The organism is Bacillus mesophilus (assembly GCF_011008845.1).
GTDB classification, from domain to species: Bacteria; Bacillota; Bacilli; order Bacillales; family SA4; genus Bacillus_BS; species Bacillus_BS mesophilus.
On the sequence record NZ_JAAIWM010000005.1, the window covers coordinates 20074 to 42532 of the forward strand.

The window sequence follows — 22459 nt, forward strand, 5'->3', positions numbered from 1 at the left end:
TACGCCAACCTGAAAAACCCAACACACTTTGTCGTGCTGGGTTTTTAACCGTTTAAGTAAAACGATCCCAATTACACCTTTCAATCATGCAAATTTAAATCGATTGAGATATCCCTGTTTTTTATAATGTCTATGATAATTTCATGATAGGACGTCGGCGAAAGCTGCATTCCGATTTGGTAGAGAGGAAGTTCGTTTAATAATAAGGAAGTCTCGCTTTTCCCTAAATCTATTAGACTAAACGATTCTGTGTCATGCCTTGTAATTAAATAATACTTTCTAACACCATCATCATCTGTAATTAAAATGTCTCCAACGGTGGGTTTCGCCATCCCGTCATATGCGTAAATAAACTCCATTCATCTCACCTCTTTTTCCCTCTAAAACTTCATTTCCAATTAATAGATTAAGTATAACTACCAGTTTGGACAAAAAATTCAGAAATTATACCGGGACATAGGGACAGGTACACTGTCCCAGACAATTTGCTAATCCCCTCAACCTGGGCAAATTGATAGATTTGATTTCTTCAAGACAAACTATTAATTTATCAAATCGCAGAAACACTAAATGATTCCTGAAGAATGCTTTGCATTAAATTACTGAAAATTGAAAGGAACATTAAAGATAATAGACAGGAATGAATTTGGGACAAGGTACCTGTCCCACCCATGATTATCCAACATCTAAATCGGGTACAGTATACAATCTGATTCTTGTTAATACTGTATAGTACTTACTTAAATTGGAGGTAATTGGATGAGTGGACAAACTGGATCAATTGTACAACGATCCTTAGACGCGTTAATGAAGGACGAATCATTTCTGAGGGATTTACAGGATGAGGCTAGGCAAAAGGCTTTTACATCTTTGGTGGCTATCCTTTCTACACCCAATCATGTGCATAAGTCTTTTTTGAGAATACCGTTAGAGGATGGAAAGGTTGTGAGAATTCCTTCTTATCGAGTTCAGCATAATAATGCGCTGGGGCCTTATAAGGGGGGAATTCGTTTTCATGAATCGGTGAATGAGGATGAAGTGATTAATCTCGCAACATTAATGACGTTAAAAAATGCCCTACATGATGTTCCTTTTGGTGGTGGTAAAGGGGGCGTGGTGATCAATCCTAGGACGTTCTCCGTGAAAGAATTACATCAAATCTGTAAAAAATATGTGCAGTATTTTAGCGATGTACTTGGGCCTGATAAGGATATTCCAGCACCTGATGTTGGTTCCGGCGAACGAGAAATGGATTGGATGATGGCCGAGTACAAAAGTATTCGACCTGGTGAGCCTTATAGAGGTAGCTTTACAGGGAAAAGTGTAATCAATGGAGGTTCACTGGGACGAAGAGAATCAACAGGTAAAGGAGTTTACTTTTCTTTACGTTATATGCTTCATGATTTTATAAAAAATCAATCTACCCTATTAAACAATACAAACAATGCTTTTGCTAAAACCGCATTAAGCTATGCCGACCGACCTCTTACACTAGCTGTACAAGGGTTTGGTAATGTTGGTTCCGTTGCGGCACTCGAAGCTTATCACTGTACCCTTTTACAAAATAAAGTAGTGGCCGTTAGTGATCGAAATGTCACCTTATTCAAATCTAGTGGTTTAGACATTCCTGCACTTATAAAATTCACTTCTGAGAATAATGGGGATTTACCAACTACCGAAGAACAGTTAACAGAAGCTGGCGTAAGTGCTGAAATTCGTGACCGCGAGGATGTTCTTTATCTAGATGTAGATGTTATGATTCTTGCTGCATTAGAGGATCAAATTCATAAGGATAATATGGAAAAAGTAAAGGCAAGATTAATTGTAGAAGGTGCAAATGCTCCTGTTACGAGTGAAGCAGATGAATACTTAAGTGATAACGGCGTAATTATCATCCCAGATATTCTAGCAAATGCTGGTGGAGTGATCGTTTCTTACTTTGAATGGCTACAAGGTCGTGAAACGCAGTTTTATAGCGAGGAAGAAGTATTCAAACTTCTAGTCGACAAAATGAAATCCACAATGGACACCATCCTCCCTCAGTTCTTTGGTGATCCATTCCCGCTTCGACAGAACTGTTACATTCACTCTGTGGTGAAGCTATCCACCATTTTATATCGTCAAGGGAAATTGTATTAACCTATTTTTGCATAACAAAAAGAAGTAAACGATGGTCGTTTACTTCTTTTTGTTTTGGGACAGAGGGACAGGCACCTTGTCCCACTCTATGCTGGAATGGTTATTGTGAAACTGGTGCCCTTCTCCTTTTCACTTTTTACTTCTATTTTACCTTTAAGCTTGTTAACGGTGGTATAAACCATTACCATACCAAGGCCTGTACCTTCTTCTTTTGTCGAATAATAAGGCTTTCCTACTCGAGAGATTTCCTCTTCTGTCATTCCGATTCCATTGTCAGCAATATTGATTTTAATCTCATGCTTTTGTTCCGACACATGAATGGATAGGGTACCGCCGTTTACCTTCATTGCTTCAATTCCATTTTTATATAGATTAATCAAGCACTGACGCAATTGATTTTGGTCATACTTAATATATAAGGAGTTAGAAAACTGACACTCTAAGTCTACTTGATGATAGTTAGCATATGGTTTCATTACGTTATTCACATAATCGATTTCCTCTTTCAAATTAGAGAACACCATATTTTCAGCCTGTGGCTTGGCAAAAGAGAGAAAGTCACTAACGATCTTCTCTGCCCGTTTTAATTCTTCTAACGAATAGGTTATATACTGCTTTTCCTCTTTGTTAATCGTCTTCGATTCATTTAAAAGCTGAAGAAAACCACTCGTAACAGTCAGTGGATTTCTGATTTCATGCGAAACACTAGCAGATAACTCGCTGATCAGGTTTAATCTTTCTGATTCCATATATCTTTCACGATTTTTAACATTCATGATGATTTTTTCAATTAATATTGTGATCACGATCGTTCCAGTTACATGAATCGTCAGTACATTCGCCGTTATGAGCCAATAATTTTTATCTAGCGACCCGTAGAACATACTTAAATTGATCAGGTAGAGAACCATGGTCCCAAAAGAAGCAAGTGCTGCTATGATTACACGTCTATCTGAAAGTTGCGTTAAAAACTTTTTACTCCATACCGGTACTAAAAGTAGAATAACCGTTGAGAATAAGAAAGAAAGAAAAACACCTTCACCACCAATAATAAACCGATAGACGTTTAAAATAATGTATAGTGGAATGGCTGTTTTAAACCCTCCATAAAGTGAAGCAATAATAAACGGTATATATCGCAAATCATAAATGGCACCCAATTCCAATCGAATCGGAAAGGTCATACAAAGCACCATTGAGATGCCGGATAACAATAGAATGATTTTATGACTATAAAAATTTAATTTATTATCAAAAAAAATTAGGTACATGACGACCGGAAAAAGTAAAAAAAGAAAATTTATAAGTAAAGTCTCAGTCAAGATAAACGCCCTTTCGTTGCTGTTACAAATGATGAAATTGCTCTTAGTAAATTATACCTCATTATATTCTCTTATAATATTAGAAATCTTATACAGTGGGACAAGGTACCTGTCCCCATGTCCCTTGTACTCCATCATAAAAGTCCTTATACTCTATATATCTATGAACATACGGAAAGGAAGAGCAAAATGGCTGTTGCGTCCACAAATAAAGTACTACCAACAGGACGGGTTGATACGAAAACAACGTATAACATCCTATTCATCTTAAGTATTTGTCACTTGTTAAATGACACCTTACAATCGGTCGTTCCTGCTATGTTTCCGATCTTTGCAAAATCAATGGGGTTAACATTTACTCAACTCGGATTGATTGCATTTTCCATGAATATCGTGTCTTCTGTGATGCAACCGGCCGTTGGTTGGTACACTGATAAACGTCCTATTCCATTTGCGCTTCCAATTGGGTTAACTTTTAGTATGATTGGGATCTTAGGGTTAGCTTTGGCTCCTTCGTTCGAAATGATCCTAATGTGCACCATTATTATTGGACTTGGCTCAGCCATCTTTCACCCTGAGGGATCTCGCGTTACCCATATGGCAGCTGGAAACAGAAGAGGCTTGGCACAATCTATCTATCAAGTTGGTGGAAATTCAGGTCAGGCTTTGGCACCTATCATTACCGCATTGATTCTTGTTCCGCTTGGCCAATTTGGTGCGATTTGGTTCACACTAGTCGCAGCTAGTGCGGTCATTCTTTTACTGTATATCGCAAAATGGTATTCACAGAACTTGCGTGTTCAATCTACTTTTAAAAAAGTAATCACAGTTCCACAAACCGAAAAGCACTCTATCTCTAAAGCTATTAAACTTGCATTACTCATCCTCATTTTGATCGTGTTTGCTCGCTCATGGTATGGAAGTGCAATCTCAAACTTTTACACATTTTACACGATGGAATCCTATGGTGTAACGATTGCCCAATCACAAATCTATATTTTTGTGTTCTTACTGTTCGGTGCTGCAGGTACATTTTTCGGAGGTCCATTGGCCGATCGATTTGGCCGAAGAAAAATGATATTCCTTTCTTTAGTAGGAGTTGCACCACTTGCAATCATTTTACCCTTTGTAGGCCCAACTCTAGCCTTTATCGTTTTAGGTATTATAGGGTTTATTTTGCTGTCAAGCTTCTCGGTTACGGTGGTTTATGCACAGGAATTACTTCCAGGAAAAATTGGGACGATGTCCGGTTTGATTGTAGGTCTTGCTTTTGGGATGGGAGCAATTGGATCTGTCGCACTCGGCGTATTAATTGATGCAATAGGGCTAACCACAACGATGGTGGCGGTCTCGTTTCTTCCGTTATTAGGCTTACTCACGCTTCTACTTCCAACCGATCAACAGTTGAAAGAGTGGAGTCAGGAATAAAATAAAGGGGGCATGAGTTCATTTAGATGAACTCATGCCTTTTTATGTTCTTGCGTAGAGCTCTAACGGAAGCTTATCGGGATCTTCAAAAAAAGTGAACTTCTTTCCGGTCAGTTCATCTATTCTAATTGGTTCCACTGCGATACCCTGTGATTCAAGTTCCCTCGCTGCCTCTTCAATATTTTCGACTTCAAAAGCTAGGTGACGAAGACCAGTTGCTTCTGGGTAACTAGGTCTTTGGGGAGGACTACTAAAAGAAAATAACTCAATCTGTGTGTGGTGTCCTACTTTAAGATCCAACTTATAAGAATCACGTTCCGCTCGATATGTTTCTTTTAAAATTGTTAACCCCAGCTTTTTCACATAAAAGTCTTTTGATTTATGGTAATCGGAGCAAATAATTGCAACATGATGGATTTTTGTTAGTTTCATTGGAAAATGTTCCTGCCTTTTTTTGAGTTTGTTATCTTGGATATTACCACATCCCCTACTTACTTTAATAATCTTTAAACCGGTTGATTCATTAGCATTAGATTCGGCAATGAATCAAATCCTTTTTGCAAATGTATTTGTTTCTTCTAGGTGGTGCTTGTTAGTAAAAAGGGGGGCGTATGGTTGAACGAAATGTAGTAGAGATTATGTAACAGGAGTAAGACTAGCAATGACAATTTTGTTCGTGCTGTTTTTTTGTTTTATAGATTAAATTTGGGACAAGGTACCTGTCCCAACATTTACCAAAATATAGGTCGTATTATGCATAACAACTCTCCTCCCTCATATCGTGTAGTAATAGCGATTTTTAGGGGGAAGACATGAAAAAGCTTACTGGGGCATTTATTGTGTTGATGAGTCTTTTCTTAGGAACTAGCATGATTGAGGCTGAGACTGGAAATCAGCTGATTATTATTAATAAAGGGACAAATCAGCTTGCATTTTTTGAAAATGGAAAGCATGTTGCCACGTTTAGAGTGGCAACTGGGAGAAGCCAGAGTTATACCCCTGAAGGGACGTTTCAAATTGTTAATAAGATAAAGAATCGCCCGTATTATAAAGAGAATATTCCTGGTGGGCATCCGAATAATCCGTTAGGTGACCGTTGGCTAGGGCTTGATGCCCGCGGGACTTATGGAACTACTTATGCCATTCATGGCAATAGTAATCCTGCATCAATCGGTACGTATGCGAGTGCAGGATGCGTTAGAATGTTTGATGATGATGTTCGTTGGTTATTTGACCGAGTTGATCTGTATGCCACTGTTGTCATTACCAATACGTCCCAATCCTTCGAAGCGATTGCGGTATCAAAAAACTATACACCCTACAGTAAGCTAAAATCGGTTTCTGTTGATCAAAAAAGTCCTCAGCCTCTTCAGACAAATATCGTTGTATCTGCCAAAGCTAATCTAAAATCAACTTATCGTTTTCTAGTTCAAGACGGTGGTGAATGGAAAACGGTTCAGGATTTTTCAACGTCCTCCTCTTTTACTTGGAAGCCTGAGAAAGCAGGGTCTTATAAAATTAAAGTCCAAGCAAAAAGTACTTCTTCAGATAAAGCTTTTGATGATGAAAAAGTAATTACTTATGATGTTTATACTCCAGCTTCCATTGAAACATTTGATTCTGAAAAAGAAGGCCCCCTTCCTAATCATAGTGAAATTGCATTTTCCACCACAACAAATAGTGATACAGAGAACCTCGTCCAATACTCTTTATATAACGGCAGTGAATGGACTGTTCTAAAGGATTATTCAGATGAAGGATTGTATAATTGGAAGCCAGAAAATGCTGGTACCTACAAAATTAGAACGCGGGTAAAGCATTCCCTTTCACAGCAAGATTTTGATGAAGAACAAGAACTGGAATATACGATCTTTGAACCAGCTACTTTAACCTCTTTGAATGCGGATGTTACTAGTCCTCAGCCCATTCATTCTTCTATCATAGTAAAAGCTGAATCCAAAGACGATTCTACCAATCTGTTTAAATTTCAGGTTTTCGAAAAAGGAAGTTGGAATACGGTTCAGGAATATTCCACTAAGTCTAGCCTTAATTGGAATCCAAATAAAGCTGGTGACTATCAAGTAAAGGTTCTCGTCAAGCACACATTAAGTAAGGAAGATTTTGATTCAGAAAAAGTAGTAGACTTCACCATATATGAGCCCGCTACCGTAGGTGATCTTACAACGAATGTTAAGGGCATCCAATTAGTAAAAAGTAAAGTTGAATTATCTGCAACTAAAGCTGAAGATGTGGAGTATCAGTTCTCTGTTTTTGACGGAAACGATTGGAAGGTGTTACAAAGCTATTCTACCTCCCATGAGTTAGAGTGGTCTCCTTCATCTCCAGGGATATATAAGGTGAAAATTGAAGTGAAGCACAACCTATCAGTAGATGAATATGATGATCTTCGCGAGGTTTCCTATATATTCTATAACTCAACTATGAATCAAGCAGTGTTACCTTCTTCAGTGCAGGTCGGTAGAAGAGGTCCGTTTCTTGTAAAAAAGACTGCGATTTAAACTTGTTGCCGTTATACCTTTTCGGGTTTATAACGGCTACTTATTGTGCTCAAATACAAAAGGTACCAATTGCAGAAATGGGTATTTTTTACTATACTAATCATAGTAACTATCCTTGAAATGACATGTGAGTGATGTAAGTGAAGAATTTCCCCTTTCCTAAATTAGGAACGCAATTATACTTAATGACTACTATTCTTCTTAGCTTTATTTTGCTATATAATCACTTTACTTTACCAAAACTTCTACCAGCCTCTCATTTTATATTTTTTCTATTAGTAATTATCGCGATCGCCCTTTTGAATTATTATATTGTCTTCCTTCCCCCTTTAGGGAATAGTCTTTCGATGGATTCTGCTATATATCTAGCAATAATCTTTATTTACGGAATCGACATGGCTCTTACTATCTTATTTTTTAGTAGTGTTGTTGATGCTGTAATCAGACACAAAACGGCTCTATGGAAGCATTTGTTTAATTTTTCAACCTATGCATTAACGATCGCTGTTGCTTATTTTGCGTATACCCGTTCGGGTGGAACTGTTGGTCTTTTTGATTTAGCAAATACCCATTCCTACTTTATCACTTTACTCTCTTACTTCCTTTGCAATGTATTACTTGTGGGCTTGTACTTTTTAATAGCGACTGGGGACCGAACCTTCTCAATTGCAAAGTCACTTATTAAGGATGGGTATTCAACCTACTTGGTCACTCTAGCATTAGCCCTAATTTTAACCATTCTACTAGGTGCCTCACCTATTCCCGGGCTAGTAATTTTTACGTGTGTAATCGTTTCTTTATCGCTTGGGTTCAGAGAATATAAATTTCTGGTGGATAATGTGACGAATGATAAAATATACCGAGAGCAAATCTTAAATTCCCTTCCGATTGGGATTATTACGTTGGATCAATATAAAGAGTCTCTCACTTTAAATACGTTTGCAAAAAAGCTTTTAAACATGGACGAGCGTGAGGTTTATAAAGCTATCAAGAAACAAAAACAGCCTACTAATCATAGCTTTTGGGAGTTTCTAGCTTCCGAAGAAATAAACACGAATGTAAAACTACCCTTTCTAGATGATCAGCAGTCTTATCAATTGCTAGCTTCACAAGCAAAGCTGTTGAATCATCAGGAAGATCATATTGGAAAAATTCTTTATTTTATTGATATTACAGATGTTGATTATCTACAAAAAAGAATTCATCAATCTGAAAAACTTGCACTACTTGGTGAGTTATCAGCTGGTGCAGCCCATGAAATTCGCAATCCTTTGACTGTCATAAAAGGGTTTATCACACTAGCTAATGAGGAGTTAAATGAAGCCGATCGAGAGAAGTATCATATTGCCTTACTACTAAAGGAATTTGATAGAATCAACTCTATTATCGAAGAAATGCTACTGATTGCAAAGCCAGGAGCGCCAATGATTACAGAAACTTATTTACAAGATCTTCTTGAAGAAATTGTTCCTCTCGTAAAAGAATCTGCTCCATCTCAGGATCTAACTTTCATGATTGACTTGGATCGAACACCTTTACATGTAGATGCAAAGCAAATAACTCAAGTGATTTATAACTTAATTCGAAATAGCAGTGAAGCCATAGGTCACACCGGAACCATCAGAATCTACTCTGAGGTCGATTCACATTTCTATCATCTATATATTGAGGATACTGGTTCGGGAATCCCTGAGAATCTACAAAAGAACATTTTTGATCCATTTTTAACCGCAAAAGAGACGGGTACAGGCTTGGGCTTGACTATTGTTCAGCGAATTATCGAAAATCACCAGGGAGAAATTAAGCTTCATTCAAGTTCAGAAAATGGAACAACTTTTGTAATCACGTTGCCGTTGAGTAGGGACACGGGGACAGGTACCTTGTCCCAATGAGGCATGAATTGATAATTGAGTACCTTAAATTCTAAGGTACTCTTTTTTGATTTTATTTGGTTTATATCTAAGACAATCGAGGAAAGTAAGGTAGTTGGTAAGGGCCTTAGGTAACCTTGGTAGATAACTTTTCTTTACTGTCTAAAGCATGCTTTACTCATCCCCAGTTATCCCGCATTGTTTTCACCCCTCTCGCCCCCTAAAACACTCTATAATTACCGAAAACTCCTCTGAAACTGCAATTGAAATCAAATTTTTCCATACCAAAAGTCCACACCAACTACCCTTCTGGGACAAGGTACCTGTCCCCGTGTCCCGATTTGAGGTATAATAAGGGAATGGATTTTTTTTGAACTTATTGAATTTTGAAATCGGATAAGGAACGTGGTGATTAGTGTGCTTCAGAGTGATTTAGTGAAAGAGCAGCTCCACTATTGTGCGAATGAGATAAAGGGTGAGTTGAGTCCTGATATTGATTACGATCGGGATAAGATGAAGAAAGGCTTGAATTTATATCGCCAGGGCCGTGTGTATAATGCGGTGATGGAGGAACGGTATATTGAGGGAAAGGTGCAAGAGGAAGAAGTGTACGATGTCACACTGGACTTGGACGTTTTTGCATTGAGTCATTGTTCGTGTTCGGTTAATGGTATTTGTCGTCATAAGTTGGCTGTGTTTTTTTATGCTTATGCGATGGTTGATCGTGTTGGTGTGTTCTTTCAGGAGTGGAAAGAGAATAAAAAGGTAACCCCTCTTACGAATAGGTCTAAAGGACTAGCAAATGAGGAAGAAGAGAAAAAAGAGTATGGTGAGTCGGTAGGAAGCTGGTATTCGTTTTATAAGAAGCAATACCATGTATATAAAGAAAAAGAAAAGAATAACCGGTTCTCGTTTAATGCGATGTTTCAGTTTGAGTCGTTGTATAAGAACTTTTTTAATCAGTTACGATTGAAAGCACCGGTGACTCCGTTTTTTAAGGAGTTGTATACGGTTCATGCTGCTAGCTATACGATGCAACGGCTTGTAGAGGAGTCAGAGCAATCTAGGTTATCACTTAGTAGTAAGGATAATTATGTGTATCCTTATGTGAATCAGCTACTTGATATTATTCATGAACGTTTGGTTGATATCAAAAAGCTTGCATTTCCTTTAGTATCCGATGGACTTTTATTAGAAACGAAAGAAACCATCAGTCAGCTTCTTTTTTGCGGAAACGAATATCAATATGAGCGGTTAATGGCTTATTTTATAACTTGGAATACCTTATTAAATCGTAAAGAATGGATTTTGGAAGAGGAAACTTCTCTCCTTAAAAAGCAGGAAGACTTTATTGCTAGAAAGCAGTCGCAGGCTGTAGACTGTCAATTTGCTTTGACTCATCTTGCCTATCTTCAAAAACAGGATCAAAAAGCAGTGGATTTATTACATAAAATTCAAGGTAATTATATAAAGTTCTGTTATTTTTGGGCAGGTACGTTAGGTAATTCAAAGGAATTTCATCGGCAGAAAGTTTGGTTATCACACTCTTTACAATTATTAAAAGATTATAACCAAACGATGGTCGATTACCATTCGAAGCGAAATTTAACTCGTCAGTTTTTACCGATTTTTGCTGAACATACACACCAGAATAAAGAATCTAGACTGTACGTGGATGCGATGAGATCACTTCTTCCTTACAGTTATATGGAATATAATGACTTCCTTTTACATGAAGAAGATTATCAAACGTGGGCTGATTTACAGATGCTTGTTGGTTTTGATATCTCCGAGCATGGTCGTGAACTTCTTAAGCAAATTGAACAAGCCGATCGTCAGGTGTTAGTTCCACTCTATCATCGTGCTGTAAATGATGCGATTAAGCAAAAAACCAGACCTGCTTATAAGCTTGCTGTTCGCTACTTAAAAAAGCTTCGCACCCATTATCGTCAGTTAAAGCAGCTTGATCGTTGGGATCAATTTATTGGTAAATTAGCACATGAACATAAACGACTTCGTGCATTGCAAGAGGAATTAGAGAAAGGAAAGCTGCTCCATGATCGAGATTAAACCATTGATTGGGAAAGCTGAATATATAGAATCTAAGGGAATCTTTATTTGGGTTGAAAACGAACAAGGTCGTGACCTCAGTGTTGATGAGTGGAAGGACGCTGCCTTTGCCCGTCATGAGGCTAGCTTTTACGGCACTTTTGTAAAAAAGCTTGAATGGAAAAGGTATGAAGGAATTCTTCTTTCACCCTGGATGGCTTTAGATTATTTTTCACAACCATATTACAACTCCCTTATTCCACTCTCATGGGAAGATCAAGCTACACAATTCAAGAGCGTTGCAAGCTCACTAATGGACGCTATTCTTCATGGAGACTTTATGCCAGATTTTGAGGAATGGAAGATTGGAAATATCGGTTGGAAGCATACCAACCTCACACTTTTGGATACGGAAAGACAGTGGTTTAGCGCGGCTATTCAGGAATATATCGAATCAGATGAGGAGCTCCGGTCATTATGGAAAGAGCTTCAATCGAGGTATCCACTTTTAAGAAGAAGTGGCGTAGCCGTTGATGAAGAGGATTGGCTGTTGAAAATTGGCTGGAAGGAAGATTCGTCTAGGTTCCGAGTGGGCTTACAGCTAGAAGAGCCGATCGAGGAGGGCGAAGACTGGAAGCTATCTGTAATCTTACGAGATAAAGAAGCTCCTGATGAAATTCTCCTAGCCAATGAGGTTCGTGAGTTATATGAAGAAGATACACAAGCTATTGATAAATCAATTGAGCGGATCACTGCTATGGTACCTTGGCTAAATAATAAAGCAGAACTTAAAACCACTTTATCAGAACTAGAAGCCTTTGAATTTTTAACGGAGGCAAGCACGATGCTAACGGGTGCAGGAATTGAAATTCTTCTTCCATCTTGGTGGCAGTCGATTAAAGATTCTCAGCTCGCTTTAAAAGCAAAGGTTAAAAATACACCTAGCTCTTCTAGACAGTCCTTTGTAGGAATGAATGCCATTATTCAATATGATTGGCGTTTATCCACAAATGGTGTGGATATTTCCGAAGAAGAATTTACGAAGCTTGTTGATGAAAAAAGAAGGCTCATTAATATTAGAGGCCGTTGGATTCGCCTGGACCCCGGCTTTATCAAGCAGGTTCAAACGATCATGCAAAAAGCGAACAGAGAAGGACTTCGTTTTTGGGACGTACTTGAGCAAGAGTTACTTGAAGAGGATAAAGAGAAGAGTCTAGAAGAACTAGAAAGTGCGCAGCTTTTCCGACATATTCAAATCGAGTTAAACGATCAGTTGGCCGGCATGATTAAAAAGCTAACAGAAGTAAAGCAGCTTCCATCGGTTGAAATCCCTGAATCGCTACAAGGTACGCTTCGCCCTTATCAAAAACATGGTGTAGAATGGCTATTATTTTTACGAAGCTTCGGATTTGGTGCCTGTCTAGCTGATGATATGGGTCTTGGTAAAACGGTCCAAATGATTACTTACTTCTTATATGTAAAAGAACAGAAGAAACCGAAGCAACCTGCTCTTATTATTTGCCCTACTTCCGTTTTAGGGAACTGGCAAAAGGAGCTTGAAAAGTTTTCTCCATCCTTAAAGGTTCACTTACATTATGGGTCAAACCGAAAGAAGGATGAGGCATTTCAAAAAGTAATCAAGAATGCTGACATCGTTGTAACCTCATACGGTTTAGCGCACTTAGATGTTGAAGAGCTTCAAGAAATTAAGTGGAGTACAATTTGTATTGACGAAGCGCAGAATATTAAAAATGCTGATACAAAGCAATCCCGTTCAGTTCGAAGTTTAACGGGTGAACATCATATTGCCTTAACCGGTACACCGATGGAAAATCGTCTGTCTGAGCTGTGGGCCATTTATGATTTCATTAATAAAGGCTATTTAGGAAGTCTGCACCAATTTCACAAGCGCTATGTGATCCCAATCGAACGCGATCAAGAGGAACAAAAGGTTCATCAGCTTCAAAGAATGATCCGACCTTTCCTACTTCGCAGAACGAAAAAGGATGAAGATGTTGCGCTAAATCTTCCTGATAAGCAGGAGCAGAAAGAGTACTGCTCACTTACCATTGAGCAGGCATCCTTGTATGAGCAGCTTGTGAAGGATACATTTTCACAAATCGAAAGTCTATCCGGTATGCAGCGTAAAGGTTTAGTCTTAAAAATGCTAAGTAAGCTAAAACAGGTTTGTAACCATCCTAGCCTTTATTTAAAAGAAGAATTACCTAAAAATATTCTAACCCGCTCTAATAAAATGGAAAAACTAGCAGAGCTTACACAGCATATTCATGATCAGCAGGAGAGCTGTATTATTTTTACACAGTACATTAATATGGGGAATATGATTCGGACCTATTTAGAGGAAGAGTTTAACACCACAGTTCGATTTTTGCATGGTAGCACCTCAAAGGTGGAACGTGACCGAATTATCCACGAATTCCAAGAGGGTCAACAGCGCTTCTTGATTCTATCACTAAAGGCCGGTGGAACTGGTTTAAATCTAACAGCCGCAAATCATGTCATTCACTATGATCGCTGGTGGAATCCTGCTGTTGAAAACCAAGCAACCGACCGGGCTTATCGAATTGGCCAAACAAAGTTCGTTCATGTCCATAAACTCATTACAGCTGGTACGCTTGAGGAAAAAATCGATAATATGCTAGAGAAAAAGCAGCAGCTGAATGATGAAATCATCCAAAGTGAAGGCTGGATTACCGAGTTATCCACGAGAGATCTTCATGAACTATTCTCTTTACGGGCTGATTGGAGTGAAGACTAATGGCGAAGAAGAAAGCGAAAGAGCCCGTTGTTATAAATCCAAAGCACCGTGACAAAGCAAAGGAATGGCAGCAATTGTATGAAGCAATGAGCCGTAAAGTGAAAAACAAAGAACAAAAGGCGTAAGCGCCCTGGTAGCCCCGACATGCAAATGTTCCTTGAAGAGAAAAAGGGTGATCTTTCCCTTTTACTCTTCAAGGGTTATTTGACCTCGAGGGGCTGGGCGCTGGAGCCGGATTACTATCTACTAAGATTAGTTATTCACAAATGAAAAATTTTATAATTGTCATGACAAGAAAAACATCCCCTCTCCGTTTTGGATTGGGGATTTATTTTTTCCGGCCAAATAGTAGCATATAGATGATAATTCCAACTAAACCACCAACACTATCAATCATCACATCATGAATGAGCGGAGTTCGATCACCGGTAAAATGCTGGTGTAATTCATCTGAAACTCCATATAAAATCACAAATAAGAATGAGGTAATGAAGCCAGTAACTGGACGGGTATTTAAAAATGTCAATAAACTAGCCCGAATAGTAAAGAAGCCGAGAACGAAAAACACCCCAAAATGTGCTCCCTTTCGGATAAAAAATTCAATAAAGGAGGAAGCACCTAACGCTTCTACACTTACAAGATATCCAGCATAATCAAATTGGACCCAATCAAAGGTCACTTTCACCCATTGCTCATTTATAAAATCCGATAAAAAAGGCTTCACATCCTGCTCCTGATATGGCTGAGATGAAAACCAAAAGATAATCCCTGCAATTACGATAACAGGAATCCAATATGTAAACTGACGCATACTTATTTCCACCTTTATATTCAATAATAAGAGTCTACTATAGAAAAATAAAATTAGAAAGGCTTGGCTAGTGCCAAGCACTTATACGAAGATAATTCTTAGTTTTTCTTAAGCTTTTGAAACCTAATTAACTAAAAAAGCCTACTCTTATTGAGTAAGCTCAGACACTTTTTATAGAAGGTAACGAATTAATTTAATCCAACCGAAAATCGAAATCCATAATGGAATGCTAAGAGAGACTCCCCAGAGCATACCTACCGAGAAATTTTCCTTGTAGTCGAAGTCCACTTGTATCACTTCCCATGGGCTTTTTATTAGGTATACCCATATCATTAGGAAAGTATTCCAAGTATGTCGAAACTATTATTTCTCTAGTTTATTAACAGATCTCTTTACTTCTTCTACCTCTTTAAATAATAGATTTACGTCTGCTTCGGTATCAGTTACTCGTCTACCGAGATCTCTCCTCATTGATGTCATGTTTTCTGTCAGTAAAGTCATATGATGCTTCATCAAGTCTTTTATTTCCTGCTGACCTTTTTCTAAGGAATCCAATTTTCCATCCGTCCGTTTAAAGGCATTTTCAATTTCACCAAACCTGACCTCCGTTTGTTCGAAGGCTTCGTCGATTCCATCGAATCTGACATCTGCCTTCTGCAACGCCTGGTCGATCCCGTCAAATCTGACATCTGCCTTCTGCAAGGCTTGGTCGATCCCGTCAAACCTGACATCTGCCTTCTGCAAGGCTTGGTCGATCCCGTCAAATCTGACATCTGCCTTCTGCAAAGCTTGGTCAATTCCATCAAATCTGTTATCCGCCTTCTGCAAGGCTTCGTCGATCCCATCAAACCTGATATCTGCTTTCTGCAAGGCTTGGTCGATCCCGTCAAATCTGACATCTGCCTTCTGCAAAGCTTGGTCAATTCCATCAAATCTATCCTCAGACCTCTCAAGCGCTTCATCTATTTTGTTAAATCTATATTCTGTATTCTGTAATGTATGATCAATCTTTTCTAGTCTATCTCCAGTCCGTTCCTGTCTTTCTTCCACACTAACTAGTCTTTCATTAGTCTGTTTTTGCCCTTGTTCAAGGCTTTCTAAGTGTACATTTGTCTGTTGCTGTCCATTTTGTATATGCTCAAGCTTTTCAAGTATCATTTTCATTTCATTACTCATGACAACACCCTCCATTCTTATTATATATCAAAGATTAAATGTGTAATCAATCTAGACTGACAAAAAGGTGCATTGGTCTAGCAATTTAACAACCTCAGCCTAAAACCGGAATACTTATCAAAAAAAACTAGCCATGTAGATGGCTAGTATCAAGAATGGGGACCTGTCATCAGCTATGATAACAGGCTAGAGTAGAGGTTCGTTCGTTTCATTGATTCTTTCTAATGAGGGTATAGAGGAATGTTTATTTGCCGTAAAAGAGGTTCTCCACATTCCTCCTTTCATTTCATTTAATATTTGTTATGCTATACAGCTACTTCTTTTTTGGTACTTAAAAACTTCACACCTTCTGCGACAACTTCTGTTACATAAACCTTTGATCCTTCTTGATTTTCATATGATCTAGTTTGGATTCTGCCTGTTACTCCGATGACTGAACCCTTTTGGCAATAGTTTGCTGTGTTTTCAGCATTCTTCTGCCATAGTGTGCAGTTTAGGAAATCTGTATCATAATCTCCTTGTTGGTTCTTAAAATTGCGATTAACGGCTAGTGTAATCGATGTGACCGCCTTTCCATCCTCTAAGTACTTTAATTCTGGACTTTTCACGAGTCTTCCTACTAATATCACCTTATTGATCATCTGATCGCCTCCTCATCGCTATCATAATTCAGGTTGATTCATTGGTAAAATCAGTAAATTCTGTCATTGAAAATAGATTTGGTTCAAAAAATATCATTTTCTACTTAGTGAAAATTAAATTTTCGTAACATGATTGATCCCAAAAATAAAAATCTACTAGATTTGACAATTTTTTTCGACATGTGGAAGAGTGAAATAGGAATAACGATTTTCATAGCCTATACATAAACCTTGTAATGCTTTAATTGGTTGTATGGGCTCATCATTGGATTGTTTCTGTGGGTTACTTTTGGAGTAGCAAATAACAGAGGGACCAGATTTATGGAAGAGTATGGTTGCACTCACACCGCAATCACCCTTTTTAGATAAATAGACAAGCTCAATGGATGGTGCCTTCATAGGTTGATAGCTACGCACAGACTCCTTAACATGAGGTAGATCTTCCTTTGCCAGTATTCTAGCTGATTGAAAGACTGCTTGATTAAATCTCATAGAGGCATCACCCTGCGAATCCTGATTACTTAGCTGCAAGTGCACGGGACCCTTTTGTTCATTTCGATTGTTAGAAAGACCAAAAACTCGTATATCAGATAGATAGTAATCCTCCACTAAGCGCCTCCTTAACTTTTTTGGGGTAGAACTGGATGTGGGAATTTTGGCGTCATCCAGTTCTTTTAAATTGATTATGCTCTTGAATGCTCAGGAGGTAATGGATCAGCAGATTGTGTAAAAGAGACACCTGAAAATCCTACAATAACTGTAAAAGCTATAATTGCACCTAATAACCATTTCTTCATATTTAACATCCTCCTTTCTGATTTATAAAAATATCATAACTCAAATAAAAAAATGGTTCTTTCGGCAATTTTTTAGGTTATTATGGGTTTATCTACATTTTTCTCAATTTTTCAACAATTCCTATGCAATTTATTATGAGTTCGAATATTTCTAAGGAGAGATATGAATGGCATTTAAACCTGACTTTAATAAGATTGGTCCTGCGATTAAAGATTTAAGAAAATTAAAGGGATTAACTCAAAAGGCTTTGTGTGACAATGGAGACATCATAAGTCAGGCACAATTAAGTAGAATCGAAAATGGGTATACATATGGTCTATGGGACAAAATATTTTTGATTGCAGAGAGGCTTGGAATTGATGTTAATTACTTCTTTGAAATAGCCAAGAACACCGATAGTGAATTTGTCTTAGGTGTTAAGAATAATGTCAGAGAACTAGTTGAAAAGAGAGAATATCAAATCGTTTTTAAAATGATTAAAATACATAAAAAGAACCCATCATTCTATAACAACAAACAAAACCTACAATTCCTAATTTGGCATGAAGGTATTTGTACATTTCATCTAACAAAAGATTTTAATCTTTCTCACGACCTCTTCCAACAAGCTTTAGACTTAACCTATACACCTCCAAAATACATCACAGAGCAAGAATTATCTATTAAAAACAGCATTGGAGTCATATCCTTTGAAACTGGTAACTATGATTTAGCTATCTCAACTTATAAATCAGCATTAAAGGAAATTAGGCACGCCCCTGTTCCAATAAAAAAGAAAGTAAAAATTCGCCTGCTTTATAATTTAGCCAAGGCTCTATCAACTACAGGAGATTATAATGAATCAATCAATAGCTGTTCAGAAGGGATTTCCATTTGCAAGCAGAATACTTACTATTACCTTCTAGGTGAACTTTATTATCAACTTGCCTTTAACCATTTCTTTAAAGAACAATTTTTAGTTGCCAAAGAAAATACACAAAAGGCTATTCAAGTGTTTATTGTTAATGATGATGAAGAAAGCTTAATACGAGCAAAAGCAGCATTAAAAGAAATTGAAGACAAACTCAAAGGATAGATCTTTCTATCCTTTTTTACTTTATGTTCCTTTGACTCCTCCCTTAATTAATTCTTATAATAAATAGTAGTTATAACATGAAAATCTTCATTATATGATACACTTTAAGCAGAGCTACTTTTTACAGAATTTAAGCTTTAATTTTATATATAGGAAGGTACGGTACATGAATAAAAAGAAGAAGACACATGTCCCTTTTCGCTTGAACTTTTTGTTTTTTGTTGTTTTCTTGTTGTTTGCTGCGTTGATCATGAGACTTGGCGTTGTTCAGATTGTGTATGGTGAGGATTATCAGAAAGAGGTTAATCGTACGGAGAATATGCAGGTTAGTGTCTCTGTCCCTCGTGGCGTTATTTACGATCGTGAGCATCGTGTGATTGTAGATAATATGGCCAAAAATGCAATTACCTACACGAAACCAAAAGGTACGAAGCCTGAGGAAATGTTAGAGCTTGCAAGAACCCTTGCTGAACTTATTCAACAGGATAAGAAAAGGTACGATAAAATAACCGAGCGTGATTTTAAGGATTATTGGATATTAACTAGGCCTGATCTAGCTGATGCTAAACTATCAGCAGAGGAAAAGAAAGAAAAAAAGGCTTATGATATTCTGCTAGACAAAATTTCCGAGGAGGATTTACAAGCGATAAAGGCAAGTGATCAAGAACTAGAAGTTGTTTCCTTTTTCCGCGAAATGGTTGCAGGGGCTTCTTTAACACCTAAAATTCTTAAAAAAGGTATTACCAATGAAGAGCTTGCTGTAATCAGTGAGCAACTTGCAAGCCTACCTAATATCGATATTACGACAGACTGGGACCGTGACCCACATATTACGATATTAGACTCAGTCTTGGGTGATATCACTTCTGCTGATGAAGGACTCCCTGCGGATAAGTTAGATTATTACTTAGCTAGGGGCTATAGTCGTGATGATCGAGTTGGTAAGAGTCAGCTTGAAGAGCAGTATGAGGATGTTCTATCCGGTCAAAAGAAAACCATTAGTAATGTGACCGACAAAGCTGGAAATGTTTTAGAAACGAAAGTCGTACACGATGGAACTAGTGGAAATGATTTAATTCTATCAATAGATTTCGAACTCCAAGCAGAGGTCGAAAAGATCTTGGAAGAGGAATTACTTACGGCCAAAAACTCAGGCGGTGCAACCTTCCTTGATCGTGCATATGTTGTGATGTTAAATCCAATGACAGGGGAAGTCTTATCTCTAGCAGGTAAAACGTTAAAGAAAGATAAGGACAAATTTGTTAGGGAAAATGGGCAATATGTTGTTGATGACCATGCACTTGGGACCTTTACAAGTGCTTACACAATGGGCTCCGCGGTTAAAGGAGCTACAGTTTTAACTGGATTCCAAAAGGGACTTATCCGTCCCGGAGAGCATATTTACGATAGAACAATGTATTTTAAGGGACCTGTTAAGAAGAGTTCATATAGTACGTTAGGTTCTCTTGAAGATCGTAATGCTTTAAAGAAGTCTTCAAACGTTTATATGTTTAATATTGCCTTACGTTTGATGGGTGTAAGTTATAGCCCTTATATGTCCTTACCACTTAGACCTGCTGCACTTGATGAGTTTAGAAGCTATTTCCATCAGTTTGGCCTTGGTGTCAAAACAGGTATTGATTTACCTTCTGAAAGTACTGGATATATGGGAACCCTATCTAATCCTGGTCTAATGCTTGACTTTGCCATTGGTCAGTTTGATACGTATACTCCACTTCAATTAGCACAGTATGTATCAACGATTGCCAATGGAGGCTACCGATTACAACCACAGCTTGTTAGAGAAATTCGCCAACCGACGAATGATGATACGCTCGGAGCTATTGCAAAATCTTTTGAACCTGTTGTGTTAAATAAAATTGATATGAGTGACGAACATTTAGCTCGTGTCCAAGAAGGTTTTAGACGTGTGATGCAGGAATCGGGTGGTACAGCAACTAGTTTTTTTGGTTCTGCTCCTTATAACTCTTTTAACCCAGCTGGAAAAACTGGAACTGCTCAGTCCTTTATATTTGAAAGGAAAAATGGGAAAGTTATTACCCATTCTACTTATAACCTTACACTAGTAGGCTATGCTCCTTTTGATAAACCTGAGGTTGCCTTTTCAATAGTAGTACCTTATTTAGACAAAGATACAAACCCGGTGAATAAGAAGATTGGGCAAAGAATTCTTGCTAAATATTATGAGCTTAAAAGTAAAAATGGTCCAGCCGTTGCTGACCCAAATGTAATTATTGAAAACGACCCTAATCTTGAGGGAGAAACTACTGAATAACTATGAAAGCACCCATTCTCATATGGGTGCTTTTACTTTTGCTAACTACATATCTAAATCACACGCTTAGCCCCCATATAATACTGAGACCAATACGGATTATCTAAAGAATAAATTGCAATTCCTTTAGAGTTTGTAGCTGAAATATATTGATTATCACCCATGTAAAAGCCAACATGGGATACAACACCTGGCACGTTTACCCCGAAAAAGACAAGATCCCCGGGTTCCAGGTTTGCTTTTGATACAGAAGTTCCCATTTGGTAATAATCACCTGATGTTACTCGTGGCATATCGACTCCATGTTTATTGAACATATAATATAAGAATCCTGAACAATCAAATCCACTTGTTGTGGTTCCACCCCATACATACGGGATACCTAGGTAGTTCTTGGAATCTTCTACAATTGCTAGTTTTACTTGTTGCATCGATTGCTGTTGTGGTGCAGGTTGCTCAGTAGTGGTACCTCCACTTGGAACTGTTAAGGTTTGACCAATAAAGATATGATCTGTCGTTAGGTTATTGGCTTGCTTAAGCTGTGTAGTTGTAATTCCAAACTTTTTTGCAATGACCGATAAGGAATCTCCCGATTGGACTCTATAGGTAGTAACTGTAGACTCAGTAGTAATACCTGTTAGCTTTAGTGTTTGTCCCACATAAATATTGTCAGAAGTTAAACCATTGATTGTCTTAAGTTGAGTTACTGTTAGGTTGTATCGTTTGGCGATTACTGATAATGAATCGCCGGATTGAACTTTATAAGTTGTTGGAACTTCTGTTGGTGAATCTGGTAATGAAGTTGTACTTGTTACCTTAAGAGTTTGCCCGACAAAAATCATATCGTTCGGTAGGTTATTGATTCGTTTAAGTTCATCGACTGATAGATTATATCTTTTGGCAATAACCGATAGGGAATCTCCTGATTGAACCGTATAGGTTTGAGTAGGAACAGTAGTAGGTGCGTCCACCGCTACCTTCAAAGTTTGACCCACGAAAATCATATCATTGGGCAAAGCATTAAGTTGTTTTAACTGATCAAGTGACATGTTATACCTCTTTGCAATGACTGATAAAGAATCTCCAGCTTGAACGGTATAGGTCGCAGTTTGAGATGTTGTGACTATGTTTCCTGTTGGAATAGTTAACGTTTGTCCTACAAAAATAACATCGGACGTTAAATTGTTAAGCTGTTTGATGCTAGTAACAGTTGTATTGAGTTTCTTAGCAATAAGTGATAGAGAATCACCGGCTTGAACCACATATTTATTTTGTTGAGTGGTGACAGAGGTTGTTTCAGATGCTTGTGCCGTCAAGGTATTCCCCGCACCAAAAGCTAATGTTGTAATGACAATGGTTCCCATCATAACTTTGATAAGACTACCATTTGTATTTGGAATACGTTCTTTTATATACTCCATTACACTAGCTTGTAGAGTTACTTTTCTCTCCGGTCCAGAGGTGTTATATTCGTCCGCAAATTCGGTTAACGAAGGATCTAGAAACAGGAGAATTGTGCCATCCTGTTCAATACGATGGTTCATAATCATTGTAC

Annotated in this window: 17 protein-coding genes; 9 read left to right on the forward strand and 8 right to left on the reverse strand. The window is 37.9% G+C overall.

All coding sequences use genetic code 11. The features are described from left to right. Positions 1-80: 80 nt before the first annotated feature. Positions 81-359, reverse strand: coding sequence for a hypothetical protein (locus tag G4D63_RS14120; RefSeq protein ID WP_163180328.1), 279 nt, complete (start codon positions 357-359; stop codon positions 81-83). Positions 360-759: 400 nt separating this feature from the next. Between G4D63_RS14120 and G4D63_RS14125 the strand changes: the two genes are divergently transcribed. Next, complete coding sequence (locus tag G4D63_RS14125; protein ID WP_163180329.1) at positions 760-2139, forward strand: Glu/Leu/Phe/Val family dehydrogenase; 1380 nt, start codon at positions 760-762, stop codon at positions 2137-2139. An 86-nt stretch (positions 2140-2225) separates the two neighbouring features. On the opposite strand, the gene G4D63_RS14130 is transcribed toward G4D63_RS14125, so the two are convergent. After that, positions 2226-3410: an ATP-binding protein gene (locus tag G4D63_RS14130; protein WP_239585999.1), complete on the reverse strand. Its 1185-nt coding sequence runs from the start codon at positions 3408-3410 to the stop codon at positions 2226-2228. 240 nt (positions 3411-3650) lie between these two features. Between G4D63_RS14130 and G4D63_RS14135 the strand changes: the two genes are divergently transcribed. After that, on the forward strand, positions 3651-4889 hold the full coding sequence (locus G4D63_RS14135; RefSeq protein WP_163180331.1) for an MFS transporter: 1239 nt from the start codon (positions 3651-3653) through the stop codon (positions 4887-4889). Between the two features lie 42 nt (positions 4890-4931). On the opposite strand, the gene gloA2 is transcribed toward G4D63_RS14135, so the two are convergent. Continuing rightward, positions 4932-5321 carry an SMU1112c/YaeR family gloxylase I-like metalloprotein gene (gene gloA2 / locus G4D63_RS14140; protein ID WP_163180332.1) on the reverse strand — a complete coding sequence of 130 codons (390 nt, stop codon included), beginning with the start codon at positions 5319-5321 and terminating at the stop codon, positions 4932-4934. Between the two features lie 380 nt (positions 5322-5701). Here gloA2 and G4D63_RS14145 point away from each other — a divergent pair, with 380 nt between their 5' ends. The 5 genes from G4D63_RS14145 (at position 5702) to G4D63_RS22115 (ending at position 14232) form a co-directional block, all read left to right on the forward strand. Continuing rightward, positions 5702-7408, forward strand: a complete 1707-nt coding sequence (locus G4D63_RS14145; RefSeq protein ID WP_163180333.1) for a triple tyrosine motif-containing protein — start codon at positions 5702-5704, stop codon at positions 7406-7408. Positions 7409-7755: 347 nt separating this feature from the next. Next, positions 7756-9300, forward strand: a complete 1545-nt coding sequence (locus G4D63_RS14150; protein WP_163180334.1) for a two-component system sensor histidine kinase NtrB — start codon at positions 7756-7758, stop codon at positions 9298-9300. Between the two features lie 396 nt (positions 9301-9696). Beyond that, on the forward strand, positions 9697-11349 hold the full coding sequence (locus G4D63_RS14155; protein WP_163180335.1) for an SWIM zinc finger family protein: 1653 nt from the start codon (positions 9697-9699) through the stop codon (positions 11347-11349). Then, positions 11336-14107: a DEAD/DEAH box helicase gene (locus G4D63_RS14160; protein ID WP_163180336.1), complete on the forward strand. Its 2772-nt coding sequence runs from the start codon at positions 11336-11338 to the stop codon at positions 14105-14107. Before G4D63_RS14155 ends, G4D63_RS14160 begins: the two co-directional genes overlap by 14 nt. Continuing rightward, on the forward strand, positions 14107-14232 hold the full coding sequence (locus G4D63_RS22115; RefSeq protein ID WP_275580314.1) for a hypothetical protein: 126 nt from the start codon (positions 14107-14109) through the stop codon (positions 14230-14232). Before G4D63_RS14160 ends, G4D63_RS22115 begins: the two co-directional genes overlap by 1 nt. Positions 14233-14435: 203 nt before the next feature. Here G4D63_RS22115 and G4D63_RS14165 read toward each other — a convergent pair whose 3' ends face one another. The 4 genes from G4D63_RS14165 to G4D63_RS14180 form a co-directional block, all read right to left on the reverse strand. Then, positions 14436-14918, reverse strand: a complete 483-nt coding sequence (locus tag G4D63_RS14165; protein WP_163180337.1) for a VanZ family protein — start codon at positions 14916-14918, stop codon at positions 14436-14438. Between the two features lie 363 nt (positions 14919-15281). Beyond that, complete coding sequence (locus tag G4D63_RS14170; RefSeq protein WP_163180338.1) at positions 15282-16094, reverse strand: hypothetical protein; 813 nt, start codon at positions 16092-16094, stop codon at positions 15282-15284. A 305-nt stretch (positions 16095-16399) separates the two neighbouring features. Further along, positions 16400-16735, reverse strand: coding sequence for a single-stranded DNA-binding protein (gene ssb, locus G4D63_RS14175; protein ID WP_163180339.1), 336 nt, complete (start codon positions 16733-16735; stop codon positions 16400-16402). A gap of 156 nt (positions 16736-16891) precedes the next feature. Next, positions 16892-17344 carry a hypothetical protein gene (locus tag G4D63_RS14180; protein ID WP_163180340.1) on the reverse strand — a complete coding sequence of 151 codons (453 nt, stop codon included), beginning with the start codon at positions 17342-17344 and terminating at the stop codon, positions 16892-16894. 355 nt (positions 17345-17699) lie between these two features. Here G4D63_RS14180 and G4D63_RS14185 point away from each other — a divergent pair, with 355 nt between their 5' ends. Both G4D63_RS14185 and G4D63_RS14190 read left to right on the forward strand, forming a co-directional pair. Further along, positions 17700-18608 carry a helix-turn-helix domain-containing protein gene (locus G4D63_RS14185; RefSeq protein WP_163180341.1) on the forward strand — a complete coding sequence of 303 codons (909 nt, stop codon included), beginning with the start codon at positions 17700-17702 and terminating at the stop codon, positions 18606-18608. Between the two features lie 166 nt (positions 18609-18774). Then, positions 18775-20904, forward strand: coding sequence for a peptidoglycan D,D-transpeptidase FtsI family protein (locus G4D63_RS14190; protein WP_163180342.1), 2130 nt, complete (start codon positions 18775-18777; stop codon positions 20902-20904). Between the two features lie 53 nt (positions 20905-20957). Here G4D63_RS14190 and G4D63_RS14195 read toward each other — a convergent pair whose 3' ends face one another. After that, complete coding sequence (locus G4D63_RS14195) at positions 20958-22454, reverse strand: C40 family peptidase (RefSeq protein ID WP_239585992.1); 1497 nt, start codon at positions 22452-22454, stop codon at positions 20958-20960. Between the last annotated feature and the right edge of the window lie 5 nt (positions 22455-22459).